At 47.9% G+C, this 20,848-nt stretch carries 15 protein-coding genes; all 15 read left to right on the top strand.

Translation table 11 applies throughout. The features are described 5' to 3' along the window. Nucleotides 1-21 precede the first annotated feature (21 nt). The 15 genes from tssC (at nucleotide 22) to sps_RS05130 (ending at nucleotide 20,540) form a co-directional block, all read left to right on the top strand. Complete coding sequence (gene tssC, locus sps_RS05200) at nucleotides 22-1,497, top strand: type VI secretion system contractile sheath large subunit (RefSeq protein WP_077751560.1); 1,476 nt, start codon at nucleotides 22-24, stop codon at nucleotides 1,495-1,497. Between the two features lie 4 nt (nucleotides 1,498-1,501). Then, nucleotides 1,502-1,927 carry a type VI secretion system baseplate subunit TssE gene (gene tssE, locus sps_RS05195; protein ID WP_077751559.1) on the top strand — a complete coding sequence of 142 codons (426 nt, stop codon included), beginning with the start codon at nucleotides 1,502-1,504 and terminating at the stop codon, nucleotides 1,925-1,927. A 1-nt stretch (nucleotide 1,928) separates the two neighbouring features. Beyond that, nucleotides 1,929-3,695 (top strand): type VI secretion system baseplate subunit TssF, encoded by a 1,767-nt coding sequence (gene tssF / locus sps_RS05190; protein WP_077751558.1) that lies wholly within the window; start codon nucleotides 1,929-1,931, stop codon nucleotides 3,693-3,695. Further along, entirely contained in the window at nucleotides 3,659-4,666 is a 1,008-nt protein-coding gene (tssG, locus tag sps_RS05185; protein ID WP_077751557.1) for a type VI secretion system baseplate subunit TssG, read from the top strand. Before tssF ends, tssG begins: the two co-directional genes overlap by 37 nt. A gap of 11 nt (nucleotides 4,667-4,677) precedes the next feature. Next, a complete protein-coding gene (gene tagH, locus sps_RS05180) occupies nucleotides 4,678-6,030 on the top strand; it encodes a type VI secretion system-associated FHA domain protein TagH (RefSeq protein WP_077751556.1) in 1,353 nt (450 codons plus the stop codon). Next, the gene (tssJ, locus tag sps_RS05175; protein WP_077751555.1) at nucleotides 6,030-6,503 is read left to right on the top strand and encodes a type VI secretion system lipoprotein TssJ; all 474 of its coding nucleotides are present in this window, start codon (nucleotides 6,030-6,032) and stop codon (nucleotides 6,501-6,503) included. Before tagH ends, tssJ begins: the two co-directional genes overlap by 1 nt. Nucleotides 6,504-6,505: 2 nt before the next feature. Next, the gene (gene tssK / locus sps_RS05170; RefSeq protein WP_077751554.1) at nucleotides 6,506-7,840 is read left to right on the top strand and encodes a type VI secretion system baseplate subunit TssK; all 1,335 of its coding nucleotides are present in this window, start codon (nucleotides 6,506-6,508) and stop codon (nucleotides 7,838-7,840) included. Nucleotides 7,841-7,844: 4 nt separating this feature from the next. Further along, complete coding sequence (icmH, locus tag sps_RS05165; protein ID WP_077751553.1) at nucleotides 7,845-8,630, top strand: type IVB secretion system protein IcmH/DotU; 786 nt, start codon at nucleotides 7,845-7,847, stop codon at nucleotides 8,628-8,630. Between the two features lie 9 nt (nucleotides 8,631-8,639). Then, on the top strand, nucleotides 8,640-11,225 hold the full coding sequence (gene tssH / locus sps_RS05160) for a type VI secretion system ATPase TssH (RefSeq protein WP_077751552.1): 2,586 nt from the start codon (nucleotides 8,640-8,642) through the stop codon (nucleotides 11,223-11,225). Next, nucleotides 11,225-12,784: a sigma-54-dependent Fis family transcriptional regulator gene (locus sps_RS05155; RefSeq protein ID WP_077751551.1), complete on the top strand. Its 1,560-nt coding sequence runs from the start codon at nucleotides 11,225-11,227 to the stop codon at nucleotides 12,782-12,784. Before tssH ends, sps_RS05155 begins: the two co-directional genes overlap by 1 nt. Beyond that, nucleotides 12,784-13,422, top strand: coding sequence for a type VI secretion system-associated protein VasI (gene vasI, locus sps_RS05150; protein ID WP_169915686.1), 639 nt, complete (start codon nucleotides 12,784-12,786; stop codon nucleotides 13,420-13,422). Before sps_RS05155 ends, vasI begins: the two co-directional genes overlap by 1 nt. A 5-nt stretch (nucleotides 13,423-13,427) precedes the next feature. Then, nucleotides 13,428-14,831, top strand: a complete 1,404-nt coding sequence (gene tssA, locus sps_RS05145) for a type VI secretion system protein TssA (protein ID WP_077751549.1) — start codon at nucleotides 13,428-13,430, stop codon at nucleotides 14,829-14,831. An 18-nt stretch (nucleotides 14,832-14,849) separates the two neighbouring features. Continuing rightward, nucleotides 14,850-18,413, top strand: coding sequence for a type VI secretion system membrane subunit TssM (tssM, locus tag sps_RS05140; RefSeq protein ID WP_077751548.1), 3,564 nt, complete (start codon nucleotides 14,850-14,852; stop codon nucleotides 18,411-18,413). A gap of 96 nt (nucleotides 18,414-18,509) precedes the next feature. After that, the gene (locus tag sps_RS05135; RefSeq protein ID WP_077751547.1) at nucleotides 18,510-19,775 is read left to right on the top strand and encodes a type VI secretion system ImpA family N-terminal domain-containing protein; all 1,266 of its coding nucleotides are present in this window, start codon (nucleotides 18,510-18,512) and stop codon (nucleotides 19,773-19,775) included. A gap of 246 nt (nucleotides 19,776-20,021) precedes the next feature. Then, nucleotides 20,022-20,540: an Hcp family type VI secretion system effector gene (locus sps_RS05130; protein WP_077751546.1), complete on the top strand. Its 519-nt coding sequence runs from the start codon at nucleotides 20,022-20,024 to the stop codon at nucleotides 20,538-20,540. The last annotated feature ends 308 nt before the right edge of the window (nucleotides 20,541-20,848 follow it).

Below are 20,848 nucleotides of genomic sequence, written 5' to 3'. Positions count from 1 at the left end.
TCCATTTAAGGAATAAAATTCATGGAAGCTATGGATAAAGCGGTTGAAAGCAACCAAGCCCTCGGTGCTAATTTACTGGATGAAGTATTAGCTCAAACCAAGATCACTCCCGTCGATGAAGGTTATGACATTGCTAAGAAAGGTGTGGCGGCATTTATCAGCAATGTGATTGCCAGTCGTGATAGCAGTGAGCCGGTCAATAAAGCACTTGTCGATAAGATGTTAGTCGAGTTGGACAAGAAAATCAGCAGTCAGATGGATGCGGTGCTTCATAACGAGACTGTGCAGCAGATGGAGTCTTCATGGAGAAACCTTAAGCTGTTAGTCGATAGAACCGATTTCAGAGAAAACATCAAGCTTGAACTCCTCCACGTGACTAAAGATGAGTTACTGGATGATTTTGAATTTGCGCCTGAAACAGTACAGTCTGGTCTTTATAAGCACGTGTATTCGTCAGGTTATGGTCAATTTGGTGGAGAGCCCATAGGTGCTATCGTGGGTAACTACGCCTTTACGCCTTCATCACAAGACATGAAGTTGCTTCAATATGTTGGAGCCATTGGCGCCATGGCACATGCACCGTTTCTTTCATCGGTTGCACCTGAGTTTTTCGGCATAGAATCTTTCGAAGAGCTGCCTAACCTAAAAGATCTTCAGTCTACTTTCGAGAGTCCTAAATACACAAAATGGCGCTCATTGAGAGAGTCTGAAGATGCTAGGTACTTGGGATTAACTGCGCCTCGCTTCTTGCTGCGTGTGCCATATGATCCCATTGATAATCCTATCGGTTCCTTCAATTACCGTGAAAATGTCAGCGAGAGCCATGAAGATTACCTTTGGGGCAACACAGCCTTTGCATTGGCCACACGTCTGACGGAGAGTTTCGCAAAATATCGCTGGTGCCCGAATATTATTGGTCCACAGAGTGGCGGTTCAGTTGATGATCTCCCTGTGCACGTGTTCGAATCTATGGGCGCATTACAGGCAAAAATCCCAACTGAAGTCTTGATCACAGATCGTAAAGAGTTTGAATTGGCCGATGAAGGTTTTATCAGCTTAACCATGCGTAAAGGTAGCGATAATGCCGCTTTCTTCTCTGCGAACTCGATCCAGAAGCCAAAAGTATTCCCTAATACCAAGGAAGGCAAGGAAGCTGAGACAAACTATAAACTAGGAACTCAGATCCCTTACATGATGACCATCAACCGTTTAGCACACTACATCAAGGTGCTACAAAGGGAACAGATCGGTTCATGGAAAGAGCGTCAAGATCTTGAGCGTGAATTGAATACTTGGTTGAAACAGTTTGTCGCCGATCAGGAAAACCCACCGGCTGAAGTAAGAAGTCGCCGTCCGTTGCGTGCTGCCAAGATTGAAGTTATGGACGTACAAGGTGAGCCAGGTTGGTATCAGGTCTCCATGTCAGTTCGCCCACATTTCAAATACATGGGGGCAAATTTTGAGCTTTCCTTGGTAGGTCGTTTAGACCAGGAGTAGTGATTTGTACACCAATGACAGGACCTACTGTGTCAGCTTCTTTGAGCGATTAGGTTGCGACATAGAACACCCCTTGACCGGGGTAGAGTCCATTGAATATGTCATTGCTTCGATAAAACGTAATATCTCCGGCCTGCTTAATACACGGGTCGGAGAATCCCAAAGTTGCCCTGAACTTGGTTTGTTCGACTTCAACGACGCAAATTCAGGCAGTTTCGATTTGGGAGTCAGAATCAAAGCCGGCATTAAGGCATGTATCGAACGTTTCGAACCTAGGCTTACTCAGCTGGATATTCGAGTGCTACACGACGATACCTGTCCTTTTAGCTTACGATTTCATATTCATGGCAAGATCAGCGTTAAATCGATAAAGGAAAAGGTCGAGATCGATCTCGTTCTCGACAGTAATCGGACCTATAGGGTGAGTTAGAGTGTCTCAAGACAAGTATTTCAGGGATGAATTAGCGTTTCTGAGGGAGCAGGGAAAGCAATTTTCCGATCTTCACCCTCATCTTGCGCGCTACCTACACGGCAATAATACCGATCCGGATATCGAGCGCTTGCTCGAAGGATTTGCATTTTTGACCGGCAGGTTAAGGGAAAAAATAGAAGATGAGTTTCCCGAACTCACTCACTCTATGATCAACATGCTATGGCCTAATTACCTGCGCCCGGTTCCCAGCACCAGTATCGTCAGTTTCTCTCCCTTAGAACGTGGCATCAGTCACAGACAAGGGATAGAGAAGGGCTGCATGTTGAATAGCAGACCTGTGGCTGGGCAAGTGTGTCATTTTTCCACTTGCCGTGATGTCAATGTCTACCCTCTGCTGGTGGATAAGGTAGAGGATTTTCATTCGCGAGAAGCGTCCATTATCGATATCCATTTCAGCAATTTGAGCGATCTGCCCTTAAATGAGATAGGACTCGAAGATCTTCGTTTCTATCTCGGTGGACAACATTACAGTGCGCAAATGCTCTATCTCTGGCTGAATCATTATCTTGAGGGAATGGCTATCTGTGTCGGAGACAAGCAGTACTCTCTGCCTAAAAGCTGTTTCAAGAGTGTGGGATTCGACAGTGGTGACGGTATCTTGCCCTATCCTAAGAATGTCTATGAAGGCTACCGAATTTTACAGGAATACCTAGCGTTCCCTGATGCCTTCATGTTCTTCGACATTTGTAAGATCCATAAATGCTTGCCAAGTGGCCTCACGGGTAACTTCTCGCTTAAATTAACTTTCTCCCGCACCTTACCCGCGGACGTGTTTATTAAACAAGAGACGTTCCAACTCTATTGTGTGCCTGTGATGAACCTGTTTAAACATGATGCCGATCCCATCGACCTCACAGGTAAGAAGATCGAATACCCCATTTTTCCATCTAGCCGTTCGCCGGAGAACTTCGAGATATTCAGCGTCGACAAGGTACAGGGTTGGTTGGATTCAGATTCAGGCAGAATGCGCGGCGAAGAGCGGATTTATAGCCCGTTCGAGAGTTTCCAACACGAAGTCGAGCGAGTCAGACATCGTGTGGCTCTCTACTATCGTCTCCGGGTCAAGGAGAGTATTCGTGAAGATGGCTTCGATCATTTCCTCTCCTTTGTCAGAGGGGATGAAACCTTAAGTTTCGATGGTAACGAGGCGGTATCTTTGTCTCTGACCTGTACCAACCGTCAATTGCCGATGCAACTGGGAAAGGGGGATATCTGTATCGCTACAGACAGCTCTCCCAATTTCGCCACCTTTAAGAATATTACCGAGCCCAATGCATCCCTGAGACCCGTGCTCGATGGCAGCATGCTATGGACGCTTATCTCAAACTTATCTCTTAACTATTTATCTCTGCTCTCGAAAGATGCCCTGTGTTCGATCATTCGAGCCTATGACTTTAAGGCATTAATCGACCGTCAGGCCGAACGAGTGACCCAGAAGCGTCTCGATGGCATTGTCAGTATCGAATCCAGACCAACCGAACGCATATTGCGAGGTCTACCAGTACGCGGCCTGCTGTCTGAAATTGTATTGGATCAAACCTGTTTCGGCTCCGAAGGGGATCTCTACTTGTTCGGTACTGTGCTAAGCCGGTTCTTCGCCCTTTACGCCAGTATCAATTCATTTCATGAGTTGATTGTGATCAATGCAGCCAATCAGGAAAAGTACACATGGGATATTCAGATTGGCCAGCAACCTCTGATCTAGCTGATGAGAATGAAGGGCACAAACTCGTAGAGAATGTAAGATCGTATAATTTTTTTCAGCTTGTTGAGTTACTGCATAAATTAGAGGGAAACGATCCCGAAGATCAATCTTGGGAGAGTCTGGGTAAGCTATTTTTTACCGCCAATCCAAGTTTGGGATTTGCGCCGAGCGATGTGACAGGAATGAGCAGACATGCGGGGAACAGAGTCGAGTTAGAGACGACGTTTCTCGGATTAAATGGGGCTCAATCACCGCTGCCCAGCTATATGCTGGAGCAACTCATCTATGATGAGACCAATATCAGGCGCGATTTCCTGGATTTTTTTAATAACCGCTTAATCGCTTTGTTTTACCGCTCCTGGCGTAAGTATCGCTACTACATACGTTTTCAAGATGACGCTGTGGATAAGTTTTCCACACAGGTATTTGCCTTGGTGGGGCTGTCGAATGAAGACATTCGCGGTGATACGCCGATCAACTGGTGCAAGATGCTGGCTTATGCCGGCACATTAGCGGGACGCAGTCGCTCGCCGCAAACCGTAGCGGGCATCGTGGCTCATTGTTTTGAACTTGAAGACGTGTCTATTAGGCAGTGGGAATTTCGTCATGTAGAGATCCCGGACTCGCAACGTTGTCTCTTAGGTCAGCGAAATGTGTCCCTAGGTCAAGACACCATGCTGGGCTCAAGAGTCGGTGATATTACCGGTAAGTTTGTGTTGTGCATTAAAAACTTATCTCTGGAGCGTTTTAAGGACTTCCTGCCTTCAGGTAAGGAGTACAAGGCCCTATGTAAGGTGATGGAAGTGATTCTCAGGGAGCAGATGGCATTCGATTTTGAGCTGACACTTAAGACGGATGAAATCCCTCGGTTAAGTCTGGGAGAAGGCAAGGGGGTTCAACTCGGCTGGTCATCATTTTTGGGGCAGGCAGAGATTGAAAGTCAGCAAGTATTGATACAAATTAGGCAGTAAAGAGGGTCAAAGTGGATAAAGTAATTTCATTAAATATTGTTAATTCTCAAATGCTTGATACGGGACTGTTACCTTACATTCGTTTTACTCAGCAAGGCGGAGTCATAGGTAGCGATCCGGGTTCTGATTGGCAATTAAAGAACCGTTTAAATGAAGTTAAGGCGCAGCAATGTCGCATTCTATGGCTAGATGAACAATTTTGTGTCGAAGACCTGTGTGGTGAGGTCTTTGTCAATCAATCGTCTATGCCAATAGGCCTCAATCGTATGGCTAGCCTGAATGAAAATGATGAAATTTCCATCGGCCCCTACAAGGTAAGAATCTCACTGGGGAGCGAGAACGAGCGTTCATCTGCAATGACTAAGCAGTTATCTGAGATGTTTGATGAGCAAACCTTATCGGATCTCACCCAGACGTCGGCATTGTCGGCGGGATCGGCTCCCGATGTGAAGCTAACCGCCATCGACGACCCCATGCAAGCTTTGGATGCATTGGCCCAGCAGGGGAGAAATAAAGTGATGAGCTTTACCTCCGATTTAGAGGCAGAGCAAGAAACAGAGGTGAGTCTGATAGACAGTCAGATCCTCAGCTCAGATAAAGAGTTAACCATGCAGGCAGATTCCGAGTACACCCAAGACTCGGCTATCGCATTGAAGAAACATACTTATTTGGATAATTTTACCATGGACGAAAAAACATTAGATTTATTGGAATCTGAATTGCATACGGATCTTGACAACAACTCAGTGTCATCAATTCACCCTGTGGGTAATCACCTCACCGCCGGTCCTCTGTTTCGCGGTCTAGGCGTGCAGCTTGGTGATGTGCGAAATAGTGAGCAGATGCAGGCCATCTCTGTGGATTTGGGCACGTCACTTAATGCCGCAATTTCCGGCATCTTGTCGCTGCATGATACGGCCAGCCAAGGTCGCTATCAGCTGATGAATAAAAACTTGCAGCCCATCGAGGATAACCCCCTGAGACTGGGTTTGAATTATGAAGACACCATAAAGACTCTGTTTGATAATGACAGGAGTCCGGTACATCTCTCGCCCGCTGCGGCAATTTCTGAGAGCTTAAAGTCGGTTGAGCATCATAATCAAGCGGTGCAAACGGCAATAGCCGAGGCGTTGGATTACATCTTGATGGCTTTCTCTCCGGAGAAGTTACTTAAACGCTTCAATCAGTACCGAAAGAGCAGTGATGCTAGCCTTGAGACTGGTGATAAGTGGGCCTGGTCTATGTATGAGAAATACTATGCCGAGCTTACCTCCAATCGCCAGAAAGGCTTCGAGAAACTGTTTTGGGAAGTCTTCGAGCAGGCTTACGATCGCAAGCTGCGTGAACTTCAAAGGGATTGTTGATGAATCGTCTGCGCGCGGTTCTCATGTTGGCACTCTTGAGTCAGTTATTTGCATGCAGTAGCTCCAAGCCTAAAGATCTGCCGACCATACTGACCTACAGCATACTCGCCCTGGATGAAGTTAATCCAAATATGGAAGGTAAACCGTCGCCGTTAGCCTTTCAGGTGTTTGAGCTCGAGGATGACTCTAAGTTGCTCGCTGCCGACTATGATTCGCTGATCGAAGATCATGAGGATGCGCTGGGAACCAATTATGTCGATCACAGTGACTACACCATGCTCCCGGGCCAATTTAAGTTTATCGAGCCTAAAGCTATCGATGAAGACACTCGTTATATCGGTGTGATGGCTCAATACGGCGATCCTGAAGTGTCTCAATGGAAGAAGGTCATCAAAATAAAATCAATTGGCCGTGAGTACCATCTACTGATCTTGCTTAAAGAACAGGAAGTCATACTGGATAAAGTGGAATAAACATGTCGTCAAGAAATAGAGTAATTTGGGCCGAAGGTCTATTCATCAAACCACAACATTTTCAGCAGCAGCAAAGATATTTTGAATATGTTACCGATGTGAGGTTGTCTTCGGTAAACGGATATCTATATGGAATTTCTGAACTGGAATTGAATCCTGAGTACCTGAGTTTCGGTCGTATCGCCATACAAAGAGCCAAGGGAGTGATGCCCGATGGCACTGTGTTTAATATGCCTCAGGAAGATCTCCTCCCTAATGCCCTGGAGGTCGTGGATGGATCCCTGGCTAACCAGATTGTTTACCTGGCCTTGTCCCTTCGCAGTGATTCGATAACCGAGGTAGCCGAAACCTCAGAGTCTGGTAATTCCCGCTATGTGATGCGCCGCCACGAAGTACGTGATTTACACAGCTCACAGGGGGATTTTTCTACAATAGAAGTGAGTCCGCTGCATATGCGCTTGATGCTGGAGAAGGAAGATCGTAGTGCCTATAGTTCGGTAGCCATCGCTAAGATATTGGAAAAGCGTCCCGATGGCAGTGTGGTACTGGACCCCAATTTTATTCCTTGTAATCTCAATGTTGTCGGGGTGCCATTTCTGCACCGTTTCATCGGTGAGATGGCGGGTATGATGCGCGAACGAGCAAAAAATATCGCTCAACGTATCGGGTCTCCCAGTCAAGGTGGTGTGGCAGATGTGTCCGATTTCATGCTACTCCAGTCACTGAACCGTATGCAGCCCATCCTGCAACATATTTCTCAATTAAAAAGCCTGCATCCGGAGCAGCTTTATCTGCAGTTAGTCAGTATTTGTGGTGAATTATTTTCATTCACCGACGACAGCCGATTAGCCCCCACATTCAGCCCCTATGATCATGACATGCCGGTAAAGTCTTTCTCACTGCTGATGTCCATGTTGCGTCAGTCGTTGAGTATCGTTCTCGAGCCAAAAGCCGTGTCTCTTCAGCTGCATAAGCGTAAGTATGGTCTGATGGTAGCGCCGGTTCAGGATCCTGAACTCATCAAGGATGCCGACTTTATCCTGGCGGTTCGAGCCAAGATCCCATTGGAGGAGCTGAAGAAATTGTTTATTCAGCAGACCAAAATTGCCTCGGTTGAGAAAATCCGTGAACTTATTTCACTGCAACTACCGGGTGTGGGTCTGACGCCTCTGCCTGTCGCTCCTAGGCAGTTACCGTATCACGCAGGTTATACCTACTTTCAGTTAGACCGCTCAAGCCCATCATGGCAGATGCTGAATCATTCCAGTGGTTTTGCCTTCCACGTTGCCGGTGATTTCCCGGAGCTGGAACTTCAGTTCTGGGCAATAAGGAGTTAATGCGATGAAACCACAGAAACAATCCCTCACCGAGCAACAACTGGACGATGTCTTGTTCGATGAAGTGAGCAATATCGACGCCGATAAAGAGTATTGGTTCCAATTGCGCGGCGACAACATCAATCAACTGATAGATGCGGCGTCTCCTTTGATTGGCATGGTGCTCAGGGTCAGGAAACTGGCGGACTTACAGGATGTGCAACAACTTTACGATAATAGTGTCGATGATATCTCCGCAATAGAAGCAGAGCTCACCGAGTCCGGTTATGACCGTGCCATTATATTGGCTTATCGCTATGTGCTGTGCTGCTTTATCGATGAGGCCGTGATGAACACCGCCTGGGGAGCCGATAGTGTCTGGGCCGAACACTCACTCTTGACCCGATTTCATAATGAAACTTGGGGCGGCGAGAAAGTCTTCAGCATTTTACAACGCCTGGAGACTGAGCCTGGAACCTATCAGGAGTTGCTTGAGTTCATCTATCTGTGTTTCTGCCTGGGTTTTGAAGGCAGATATAAGGTCATGGCTAATGGGCGAGAAGAGTTTGACAAGATAGTCAATCGCCTGTTTGAGACCTTAAGGAACTTAAGGGAGGAGGAGCCACAGCTGCTCACCAGTGCCACCGAACATGTGGTCAATACCCGCTTTCAGATCGGCAGACAGATGCCCATTTGGACCGTGTTTGCAGGATTTTTTGCCATGCTAACCGTGATCTTCATCTTTTATTCTGTGTCCCTTGCCAATAAGTCTGCCGGCGTGTTGGACAAACTTTATCAGATCTTAAATTAAGGACGTTTTATGATCCGTATAGAATTGAGTACGCTCATTACTAAATTAAATCCTATCAATAAATTAGCCATGGAAGAGGCCGCTTCTTTCTGTATCAGCAGAAGAAATGAAGAGATAACTTTAGCGCATCTGCTATATAGCCTATTGGAAAATCCCCTGTCAGATGTGAGGGTGATCCTTAAGCAAGCCGATTGTAATTTAGACGAGCTCAAATCGGTACTCGGGGAGGCTTTGCCAAGGGGCGAGAGCTTAGATACTTATCCGTCATTCTCGCCTTTGTTGGTGGAGCTACTTCAGGATGCCTGGTTACTGTCCACCACTGAGCTGGGACAGACTCAGTTGAGATCCGGCGCGATTTTTATTGCAGCGCTGATGCAGTCGAGTCGTTATTTGCCTTTTGAGCTGACAAACTATTTCGCCGATATCAATCGTGAAAGCCTGCGCAAAGACTTCGATGCGTTGACCGCAAGCTCTTCTGAGTCTGAGAGTCAATCGAGTCAACCACAAACTCAAGCTGTGGCGACGGCAAACTCAGCACTGGATAAATTCACCAGCAGTTTCACTCAGCAGGCCCGTGATGAGGAGCTGGATCCGGTTTTATGCCGAGATGATGAGATCAACCTGATGATCGACATCCTGTCCAGGCGTCGTAAGAACAACCCCATAGTGGTGGGTGATGCCGGTGTGGGTAAGAGCGCCGTGGTCGAAGGACTGGCGTTGCGAATAGTCGCTGGCAAGGTGCCGGACTCACTCAAGGGGGTCGAGCTTCTCTCTTTAGATCTTGGCCTGTTACAGGCGGGGGCATCGGTGAAAGGTGAGTTTGAGAAGCGCCTCAAGGGCGTGATAGAAGAAGTTAAGCTATCGGCGACGCCCATCATACTCTTTATCGATGAGGCACATACCTTGATTGGCGCGGGTAATCAGGAGGGGGGCGGCGACGCGGCTAACCTGCTTAAGCCTGCATTGGCCCGCGGCGAGCTGCGCACCATAGGTGCCACGACCTGGAAAGAATATAAGAAGTACTTCGAGAAAGATCCGGCGCTGACCCGACGTTTTCAATTGGTCAAACTCGATGAGCCGACACCTGAGCAGGCTGTGACCATCATGCGCGGTCTACACGGCGTCTATGAATCGGCTCATAAGGTGTTGATACAAGATTGCGCGCTGAAAGCCGCGGCGCATCTGTCTAATCGTTACATCTCGGGCCGTCAACTGCCAGATAAGGCCATCGACGTGCTGGACACTGCATGTGCTCGCATCGCCATCAATCTTAGCTCTCCGCCTCGTCGTTTGGCTGAATTAGAAGGGCAGATCCACCAGACAGAAGTTGAGGTGGCGCTTTTGACCCGCCAGCTCAATCTAGGTCAGGCCGTGGATGAGGAGTATCTGACTAAGCTTGCTGAAGATATCGCCACTGCCCGTGAAGAATATCAGCTGCTCGAGTCATCTTGGTATCAGCAAAAGGAGATCGTCGAGAAGATCATATCTTTGAGGCAAGCGATACTCGAGGATGAACAAACGGATGATTCAACACTGCGCAGCGAACTTCAGGCCATAGAGTCTGTGCTCGATGAGATGAGTCAGGCTCATAAACTCATTATCCCTCAGGTGGATGAACAGCAGATAGCCGCAGTGATCGCCGATTGGACAGGTGTTCCTGTTGAACAGATGAACAGTGATGAGCTGCATAAAATCACTCATTTACCAGAACTTCTGAGTGCATCGGTTAAGGGACAGGAAATTGCCATCTCCCGTTTGCATAAAAATATGCTGACGGCGCGCGCCGATCTGCGCAAGGCGGGGAGACCTAAAGGTGCCTTCTTGCTTGTGGGCCCCAGCGGAGTGGGTAAAACCGAAACGGTTATCCAGATCGCCGAGCAGTTATATGGCGGCAAGCAATTTTTGACCACCATCAATATGTCTGAGTATCAAGAGAAGCATACGGTATCTCGCCTTATAGGCTCGCCTCCAGGTTACGTGGGTTTCGGCGAAGGGGGGATCCTGACCGAGTCTATCAGGAAAATGCCTTACTCTATCGTGTTGCTCGATGAAGTGGAGAAGGCCCATCCCGATGTGCTCAATCTCTTTTATCAGGCATTTGACAAGGGTGAGCTGGCCGACGGCGAGGGGCGTTTAATAGATTGCCAGAATATTCTCTTCTTTATGACCTCTAACCTAGGCTATCAGACCATAGTCGAGCATGCCGATGAGCCGGAGGTCCTGGAAGATAAGCTTTATCCTGAGTTAGCCGATTTCTTTAAGCCTGCTCTGCTGGCGCGCATGGAGATAGTGCCTTATCTGCCATTAGGTGAAGCCGTATTAAGACAGATAGTCGAGTCTAAACTCGCCGCCCTGACTGAGCGACTCGAGCTCAGATACAAGGCGCGGGTAGAGTGCGACCCGGCGCTTGTCGATGAAATAATCAATCGTACCGGCCGCACTGAAAACGGTGCTCGTATGCTTGAAGCCATCATAGATGGGCAGATGTTACCTCCCATCGCCTTGGCATTACTCAATAAGCTTGCCAATAAGCAGTCCGTGAATGAGATCCGTTTAGCGTGTCATCATGGTGAGTTTGTTGGAGAGGTTAGTTAGTGACCAGTAAGCAGTGGCTAGAGCAGACCTCAAGTCTGCTCGAATGCACCCAAAAGCATGAGTTAACGGCTCAGTTGATGGAGACGCTACAGCAACAGCTGGGCCTGAGTGACTGTGTCTTACTGGTGCCTTCTGTGGATGGTCGACGCTTAATTCTGTCGCAGTTTAGGTCTGATAACTGCCTCAAGGTTGATCCCCAGGCCGAATGGGATGTCACTGATTTTAGTCATCCTTTTGCCCATGTGTTACAGACGGGTAAGCCTATGGTGCTGGATTATTTTAGCTTGGCTTACTGGCGCGAGGAAGTTAAGTTTGTTCAGCTGGTGTCAGGACTTCCTCAGGAGATCAATCTGCTGATGTTTCCCTTGATCCAAGACAGGCATGTTTCTGGCTTGCTGATTTTTGCGGTCTCGGTGGCGGATACTAAGGAGATGTTACAGGATCAGCAATGGCAACATTACTGTGGTGTATTTATGCGCCACTGGCAGCTGCTCAGTACCGTGGCGAGTCAGTCGGGCCAAGCCAGTTTTCTTGCCGACTCATTGTCCCAAGCCAAGGATGAAATTCGTCATCAGAAGAGCCTTAAGGCCCTGTCACAGGTTCTGGTGGGCGAAGCTGATAAAATGTATAAGCTGCGGGGTGAGATCTTACGCGTCTCGGGTACCGATCTGTCCGTGATGGTGCAGGGAGCCACCGGGACTGGCAAGGAGTTGGTAGCCAAAGCCATTCACGATCACTCCTTGCGTCATGATGAACCATTTGTTGCTATCAACTGCGCCGCCATTCCGGAAAACTTGCTTGAATCTGAGCTGTTTGGCTATGAAAAGGGCGCCTTTTCCGGTGCTCATGCCAAAAAGAGGGGACTGATAGCCCAGGCGGATAAGGGCACACTGTTTCTCGATGAGATCGGTGATATGCCACTTAACCTGCAATCTAAGTTATTACGGGTACTCGAGTCAGGCCACTTTCGGGCCTTGGGCGCATCGAAAGAGGAACACTCAAATTTTCGCTTAGTCGCTGCGACTCATGTGAACCTCAAACAGAGAGTCGATGACGGCGAGTTTCGCCGAGATCTTTACTACCGTCTGTGCCAGTTCCCCATTCATGTGCCAGCGTTAAATGAGCGTCTCGATGATCTGTCTCTGCTAGTGAATCATTTTATCAATGGTTTTAATCGTCACCACAGGAGAGAGATCACAGGGGTACGTTACGAGACGCTGCTCAAACTCAAGCGTCACAGTTATCCTGGCAATGTACGTGAGTTGCGTAACATTATCGAGTATGCCTGCGCCCTGACGAGTCACCATGGTGAGCTAGAGGTATCTGCATTACCCGAGTTTGAATCTGCTGAGTTAATCGACATTGGATGTATCTCGTCTGTTGAGGGAGACTTTGGTGATATCGAAGATCTTAGGCTCGCGGTGGCGGAATTTGAACGACAGGTGATCCGTGACAGGCTGGATAAATTTAAGGGCGACAGGGCCAAGGCCGCCATGAGTCTGGGCATGCCCAAACGGACCTTCTCGCATAAATGCTTAAAGTTGGAGATAAACGAATAATGTCACAGGTGAAGGGATGGATCCTGACAGGATTATTGTTGTTACCGGCTATGTGTCACGCAGCGCCACAAGTGCTCAAAGATGCCCAGCTTTGCGTCAACATCACCAGTAAACTCGAACGCTTATATTGTTTCGATCAGGTGTTTGCAACACCTCTGATGGCACAACACACAGCACTTCAGACATCGACACATGCAGTGGAGTGGTTACGTGCCACAAAAAACGAAGAGCAAAGGCAAGCTGGTTCAAGTTTCTTTCTCGGTCGTGAAGAGGATAACGACAATGTCTGGTTAACCGCTTCTGCCATAGGTGCAGTGCCGCCGAGACCCATATTGATGTTGAGTTGTATCGATGGGATCAGTCGGGTGGAGATAGTGTTATCGCACTATTTCGAAACGGGCTCGATGCAGGTAGCTGTCAATAGCGCTGCCAGTAAGGGCCAACGTTGGCAGAGCGATAACTCAGGTTATATTTTCAGAACCGGACGTGGCCTGCCAGCCATTAAAGTTATGAAGTCCATGTTGGCGGATAACGCACTGATATTACACTCAGACACCGAAGAGATTGATGGCTTGCAGTTCGATACCACTGGGCTGAAGCAGGCGATCACGCCCTTACGAAAAGTTTGTCGCTGGTAAATAATATGTCACAACAATATCTTAAAAAAATAGTCGAGCCCATCAGTGCGGCAAGCCCAGTGGGCGATCGCTTGCACGATGATGCATTATTCGACTTTGTCGAAGCTCAGCTAATGAAGGTAGGTTCTCTGTCTCATAGCGAAGTGCAGTGGGGGGAGGTCGAATCCGGCGTGATGACCTTGCTTGAGACCCGCAGTAAAGATCTCAAGTTGATCACTTACCTGATGCAGTGCTTGCAACATCAGGCCAGTATCGACAGATTCAGCCTGTCATTGACGAGTCTCAATGAATTCATGAAGTGTTATTGGGAAACCTGTTTCCCGGCTCCTGGTCCCAGAGGCGTGTTGCCTAGACGTAAGTACTTCGCGCAAATCGTTCAGCGCACAGTTAAAGCTGGTGAAAACCTCGATAGTCAATTTAGCGATCCGGACAGTAAAGCGCAACTGCTGAGCTGGCTGAGTGAGTTAATGGACACGGCCGAAGGGCTGGAATTGCCAATTGATGCACTCGACGGGCTCAAGGTGCGTCTTACTCGCCAGTTTGAGCAAGGTGAATCCAAGGCGACAGTAGTCAGCGCCGTGAGTCAGACCACTTCTACAACTGCGACGGCTCAAGTCATCGCGCCTAAGTTGGAAATAGACTCTAGCAATGACAAAGCGACCAAGCAGACTCTACTTAAGGTGGCTGATTTTATTAGTGAATTTGAAACTGGAACCGGGCTCAGTCTCAAAATCCGCAGGTTTGCCACTTGGTTTTCCGTGGCCGGAGTGCCCGAGAATGCCAATGCCGCAGGGGAAACCAGTTTGATGCCGATCGCCGCCGACAGAGTCAGCGAATATCTGAGTCAATTAGAGAGAGGCGCAGATATGGCTTTGTTGAGAAGGGTAGAGCTTAGCCTTACTCTGAGTCCGTTCTGGCTCGACGGCCATCACCTCAGCGCCCGTATCGCGGTGGCGCTGGGTCAAACGCAGTGGGCCAAGGCCATTCATGAAGATACTGCCGCCTTTGTAGACAGGTTACCTAAGTTGTTGAACATGTCGTTCAAGGGCGGATTGCCTTTTGCTAGTAAGGACACTCAGGCCTGGCTTGAGCAAGGCTATGGCAGAGCAACGGCAGATGGTGGCGGCCAGGGATGGGAACTGCAAGGTAATGAGGTGATGGAATTAGCCGAGTCCGGTGGTTTATCCATGGCATTTGCCAGCCTCAATGACCATCTGCAGCGGGCATCTGAGCCCAGAGACAATTTTTATCTGCGCCTATTGGCAGCAGATCTCAAGAGCGATCATCAACTGTCAGCCATGGCCGATATCGATTATCGGATCTTATATGAGCAGGCCAATAGCACGGCTCTGGCAGACTGGGAGCCAGGTCTAATGGCTCGCCTCAAACAAAAAGCAAATTTGGATTAAGTACAGGGAATTAAGTATATGTGGTCGAAGCTGAAATCATTTTTTATCAAGCTATTACCAGAGTTTAAATCGGCATTACCCATTTTATTGGTGGCCATTTTTGTGTTGCTCAATGTGGGGATATGGTGGGCTGGACCTTGGTTGGAGATTGACTCCGAGCATGTGCTCGAAAGTGTCGGTTCCCGAGTGGTGGCCAGCACTATCTTCTCGCTGTCGTGTTTCGCCCTATGGGGCTTCTTTCAATGGCGTAAATTGAACCAATATAATGCAGATAATGAGAAGGTTCAGCAGCTCAAAGATGATCCTATTAAGGGCATGGTTGAGCGTCAAGAGGTCGAGCTTAATGATGTAATGTCAGGCCTCAAAGAGAGTCTCAACACTCGCAACTACCTCTACGCCTTACCTTGGTATCTGGTGCTCGGGATCGAGAATGCCGGTAAAACCAGTATGATAAACCGTTCGGGGCAGAAATTTGTGTTCTCCTCAGTGATGCGCGCTTCGGGTAAGAAGTCTGAAAACCCTTACTCATTCGATTGGTGGATCAGTGATAATGCCGTGCTTATCGATCCCGATGGTGAGCTGCTGACGCAGAAAAAGGTGGAAGGCAGTAACGAAGGCGAGATGACAAGGCGTCTGTGGATTAATTTTGTCGAGTGGCTCGAGAGTACCCGTAGTCGCAGGCCTCTCAATGGTGTGGTGTTGGCGCTGGATATGGCTAACGTTATCGGCTCGGCGACGTCTGAACGTAAGGCGTATGCTTTACTACTTCGAACTCGTCTGCGTGAATTGATGGAGACCCTGTCTACACGTCTGCCCGTCTATATCACTTTAACTAAATTAGATCTCTTGCTTGGCTTCGAGCCCTTCTTCCGCCACTACAATCAGGCCCAGAGAGATGAGATCATGGGGTTCACCTTCTCACTCAATTCGGTCAACGATCTGGACAGTTGGCTCAAGGAGTTCGATGAAGACTACTCTGGTTTTATTGAGCGTATCAATGCACATCTTCCCCGTGCACTGTTGCAGTGCCGTGATAAGGAAGAGCGGGCGGCCATCTATAGCTTTACTCGTCAGATAGCGGGTTCTCATCAGGTGTTACAAGAGTTCTTTAGCGATGCGCTGGCCAGCGATCAATTTTCTACCTCAGCACTGGTCCGTGGTGTTTATTTCACCTCGGTTTATCAACAAGGTGTGCCGACTAATGCCTATGTAGACAGTGCCTCACGTCGATATGGCCTGAGGGAGTCAATCAACAGTGCCCAGAAGAGTGAGAACTCGACGACTTATTTCATTCAATCTCTGTTTAAGCAGATCATCTATCCCGAGGCAGGACTGGCATCGGATAATTTCAAGGTGGCGAAACAGAAACGTCGTCTGATGACCCTATCTTTTGTGGCATGCACCATAGCCTCAGTCCTCTTAATCGGCACCTGGCACAGATATTATCTACTCAACGGTGAGCAGGCGGATGCCGTATTAAACAAGGTGACCGAGTTTAATGAACTCAATGAACTTTCCAGCTTCGATCTACTGGGTAAGAGCATCATACCACCCTTAAATACCATACGGGCAGCCACCTTAGAGTTTGGTTTCTTCCGCGATAAGCCAAGATTGATCTCAGATTTCGGTCTCTATCAGGGACACACCATAGGCCCTAAAGTAGAGGAGACCTACCTGAGGTTATTGTCATACCGCTACCTACCGGCATTGCTTAAACAAGTTGCCATCGACATGTCTGACGCGCCCCAGAACAGTAATGAAAAACTGGCTATCCTCAGGGTGTTTCGCATGATGGTGGATAAAAGCGGCCGTCAGGATGAGTTTGTTAAGGCATATTTCTCTAAGGTGTGGCAGAAGACTTACGAAGGCGATCGCATCTTGCAGACTCAGCTGATGGAGCATTTGGATTATGCTTTGTTGCATACGGATCTTCAGGCCATGAGGTTAGCCGGCGTCATAGAAGCGGAAGATACACTCAAATCATACGATAAGTTGATCGCTAAGACTCAGGCGGAATTGAGCACCTTGCCCATCGAACAGAGGGTCTACAGGCAACTTAGGCAATCGGCCTCGGCCGAGTTAGGCGGGGCATTGGATCTGAAGTTGGCCACGGGACCGGCCTATGAACTGGTGTTTGAAGAGCGTAAAGAGATAAAGAATCATGGTGATGGGATGAAGATCCCCCGTTTGCTCAGCAAGCAAGGGTTTGAGCGCTACTTTATTCCTAAGTCTGATTCGGTGGCAGATCTGGCGCTGATAGACAGTTGGGTACTGGGTCAGTCCGATACGACAGATTTCAGTGATGCAGACAAGATAGCCCTGAGAAACAAGATCATCAATCAGTATACTTTAGATTACAAGTCATCTTGGCGTAGGGGACTCAATGATTTCGAATTGAAAGATTTTCGGGATATTAATCATGGGGTCATGGTGATTGATAACTTTGCTATCAGCAATCGTCCTATCAATCGTTTGTTAGACACCTTGACCACCAACACTGAGCTATTCCCCTCCATGCCGGATGATGCCAGTGCCCGTGATGTCATCATGGAATCTCCCCGTTATCAGATAGCGGCAAAGATAGACAGTGATTTTACCGCTCTGAACCATCTGCTCAAGGGTGAAGGGAAGCAGCCCGCTTACCTTGACGAAGTCATGGGGTCTATTGAGCGATTGCACGCCTATCTTAAATCGATTCAGGACGCACCGGATGTGGGTAAGGCTGCACTCAAGGCGGCCCAGGAGCGCCTGACACTCAACGACGCCGATCCTATCTATGCCTTAGAGCGTATTGCCACAAGCTTGCCTAAACCTGTGGATGCCATGGTGAGTAAGTTGGCCAGTGAGAGTTGGAAAGTGGTGCTGCAAAGTGCCATCAAGCATTTAGAGGTGCGCTGGTATAACGAAGTATTCCAGGATTTTCAACAAAACCTGGCTTCACGCTATCCGTTTAACCCTAAATCGAATAAACAAGTCTCTATCGATGATTTCGAACGCTTCTTCGGTCCTAAGGGCACATTAAACAACTTCTACAACGATCAGATGAAGATGTTTCTTGAAGAAAATTTCGATGCGCTGAATCAGTTCAGTAAAGATGATTCGACCTTAGTGCGTAAAGAGGTGTTGCAGTCTCTGGAGCAAGCTAAACGTATCCAGCAGGCCTTCTTCAATCCCAAGGGTAATTTGGATGTAGAGTTTTCTTTGGAGACACTGCAGATGAGCCCCAATAAACGCCGCAGTGTGATGAACATCGATGGCCAATTTGTCGAGTATACCCATGGTCCTCATCGTGGAGTCGCGCTGGTGTGGCCCAACACGTTACGGGACTCGGCGGTAAGCAAGCTGACACTGGTACCGAGTAAGACCGATGCTTCGCCTAGATCTTTGGTATTCGAGGGGCCTTGGGCGTTTTTCAGACTGCTGGACAGTGCCAGAATGTCAGGCAGCAGCTCTACCAGTATCGATTATAAGTTTGAGGTTGATAAGGGCGATGTCACTTACCGATTGCGTACCCGGGATAATGTGAATCCATTTACCTCTAAGCTACTCAGTAGTTTTGAGATCCCAAAGACCTTGTACTAGTCCTTGTATTAGACCTTGTATTAAATGACGGCGGGGGGCAACCCCTGCTTTTCCTGTGTTTAGAGGCGAGCAAAACGCTTGCCTGGTGGTAACTTAATGCAAAACAATGCGTGTAAAGTCAATCGTTTCAGACTTGCCACTGATCCGGCTTCCCTCAGAGAACAGCCTCTGTATCAGGAGATGAGATCTGAGATCAACCGGCGCAATAATCCGCTCAGTGGGGGAACCGACTGGGATAAGGTGTGCAGGTTAGCGCTTGAATTAGCCAATACATCTGGTGCCGATCTACTGACTTCAGCTTATTACATCAGCGCCGCGAGTAAGACCCAAGGGGTGAGTGGTCTCGCATCTGGACTGGAGCTGATGTTATCCATCGTGTCCTATTCCAGTGAGATAGAGGCCATATCAGCGGAGAAAGTCGCCGAGATCATCAACTGGGCGGTGACGAAAGTGACCCCCGAGCTAAAAAAAATGGCGGCAACGCCAGCCAATGTACGTGACTGGTATCGCTGTGAATATGCCTGCCAGCAGTTATTCGAATTATTGAAACAGAAACAACCTCAGCAAGTGCCCAACCTAGATGTGCTGGGTTACGTGATTTTTGAGAAATTAGATCATATCGAGACTCAGCAACGCAAATCCATCACTAAAGTGCCTCACAGTGGCGCGGACAAGGCAACATCAGCTAAAAAAAACAGATCTTGGCTGGTGGCGGTTGCAGGTTTATCGACCTTGGTATGTGGCTGCGCAGGCATATATGCTGGCGTCTTTTATCAGGATGAGATCCGTCAGCAACTTCCAAACTGGTTCCCTCCAATAGAGGTCGTCGAAGTGCAGGCACCGCCAACGGTGGCTCAACTTATCGATGATTTATTTATTCTGCCTCAGCAGGATACTTCACTGTCTATCTATCCCGAACAGGTGAACTACTTGATAGAACTGGACAAGAATTTTCGCCGATTTTCGGCGGCGAGAACCCAAATGGCTAACTTGAGCCAACTTACAAGACAAGTCCCGGTGAACATCAGACAAGTACAAGGGGCTTCAAAAGATGTGGCCAACTATGCCAGCAGCTTGTCGCCCATATTGGCGCGCACCTATTTTATTGACGATCTGTTAAAGGATGAGGCTTATGATCGCGCCAGTGGCGAACTGACACAGCTCGATATTCAGTTAAAGGCGTTATTGATCAAACGCACCTTACTCGCCCTGCAATGGGGGAAATTAACCGCAGCTGAGTCTGAAGCCGAACTCGCTATGGGCGCAGAGCCCAGTGGAAAACGTACAGCATTATCATCAAAGGAAGCAAATGTATCCTTAGAGGTCATAGCCAGCGAGGCTAAGGCTGAAAAAACACATTAAGTATGAGCATAAACAGAATAGCTGGGCCACTTTTTGCTCGCTGGGCAAGATCTTGCTCAACATCGAGCAAGATCTTGCCCAGAAAATTCAGATGAAAAAGCTAATTAGCGTAAAAACAACGACTTACATACTTGGCACGATACTGGCTATATGGCAGTAGGTTTAATAACAAACCCTTAGGGTTAAAGTGCCAATAGGCTCAATTAACCAAAACAAATTCATTACTAATTTTAAAAGGAATTATCCATGCCAACACCATGTTATATCTCAATCAAAGGACAGACTCAGGGCGATATCACAGCAGGTGCTTTTACTGCAGATTCTGTGGGTGACATTTTTGTCGAAGGCCATGAAGATGAGATGCTGGTTCAGGAATTTGATCACATAGTCACAGTGCCAACGGATCCACAATCGGGCCAACCTTCGGGACAGCGTATTCATAAGCCATTTAAGTTTACTGTGGCGCTGAACAAAGCCGTTCCCTTGATGTATAACTCACTCGCATCGGGTGAGAAGATCACCGAAGTTGAACTAAAGTGGTATCGTACTTCTATCGAAGGTAAGCAAGAGCATTACTTCAGCACTAAGCTAGAAGGCGCAACTATCATCGATATTCAGTGCCATATGCCTCATTGCCAAGATCCAAAAAAGGCTGATTTCACTCAGCTAGTTACTGTGTCAATGGCGTACCGTAAGATTGATTGGGATCATACGACTGCTGGTACTTCAGGCTCAGATGATTGGCGTAAGCCGATCGAAGCTTAATAGTACATTAAGTTAAATCATCAGTTGAATCTGTGTCTCGAATCAATACTGCTTGAATCCGTTGTTTAAGTCAGCATTCGAGTCATAGAAATGGCTAATGAGAAAAGCAGGTGCTTAATAAGCACCTGATTTTCTTTTAGTTCCTTTATTTCGGTTTTCACTTAAGTTTTCAATTATTTTTATGCTCACTATTTATTTTAGTGAAGGAGATAAGTGTTAGGGAAATACACCTGCTCAAGGCCGGGTTTGTTTCCCTAAAGATTATTTCAATCGACATAGAGTCAGGCATGAACCTGCTCGATGTCCCT

This window comes from Shewanella psychrophila (assembly GCF_002005305.1).
In the GTDB taxonomy this organism is placed as follows: Bacteria; Pseudomonadota; Gammaproteobacteria; order Enterobacterales; family Shewanellaceae; genus Shewanella; species Shewanella psychrophila.
The sequence above is the reverse complement of the archived record's forward strand: the minus strand, read 5'-3'. Positions and strand labels throughout refer to the sequence as shown.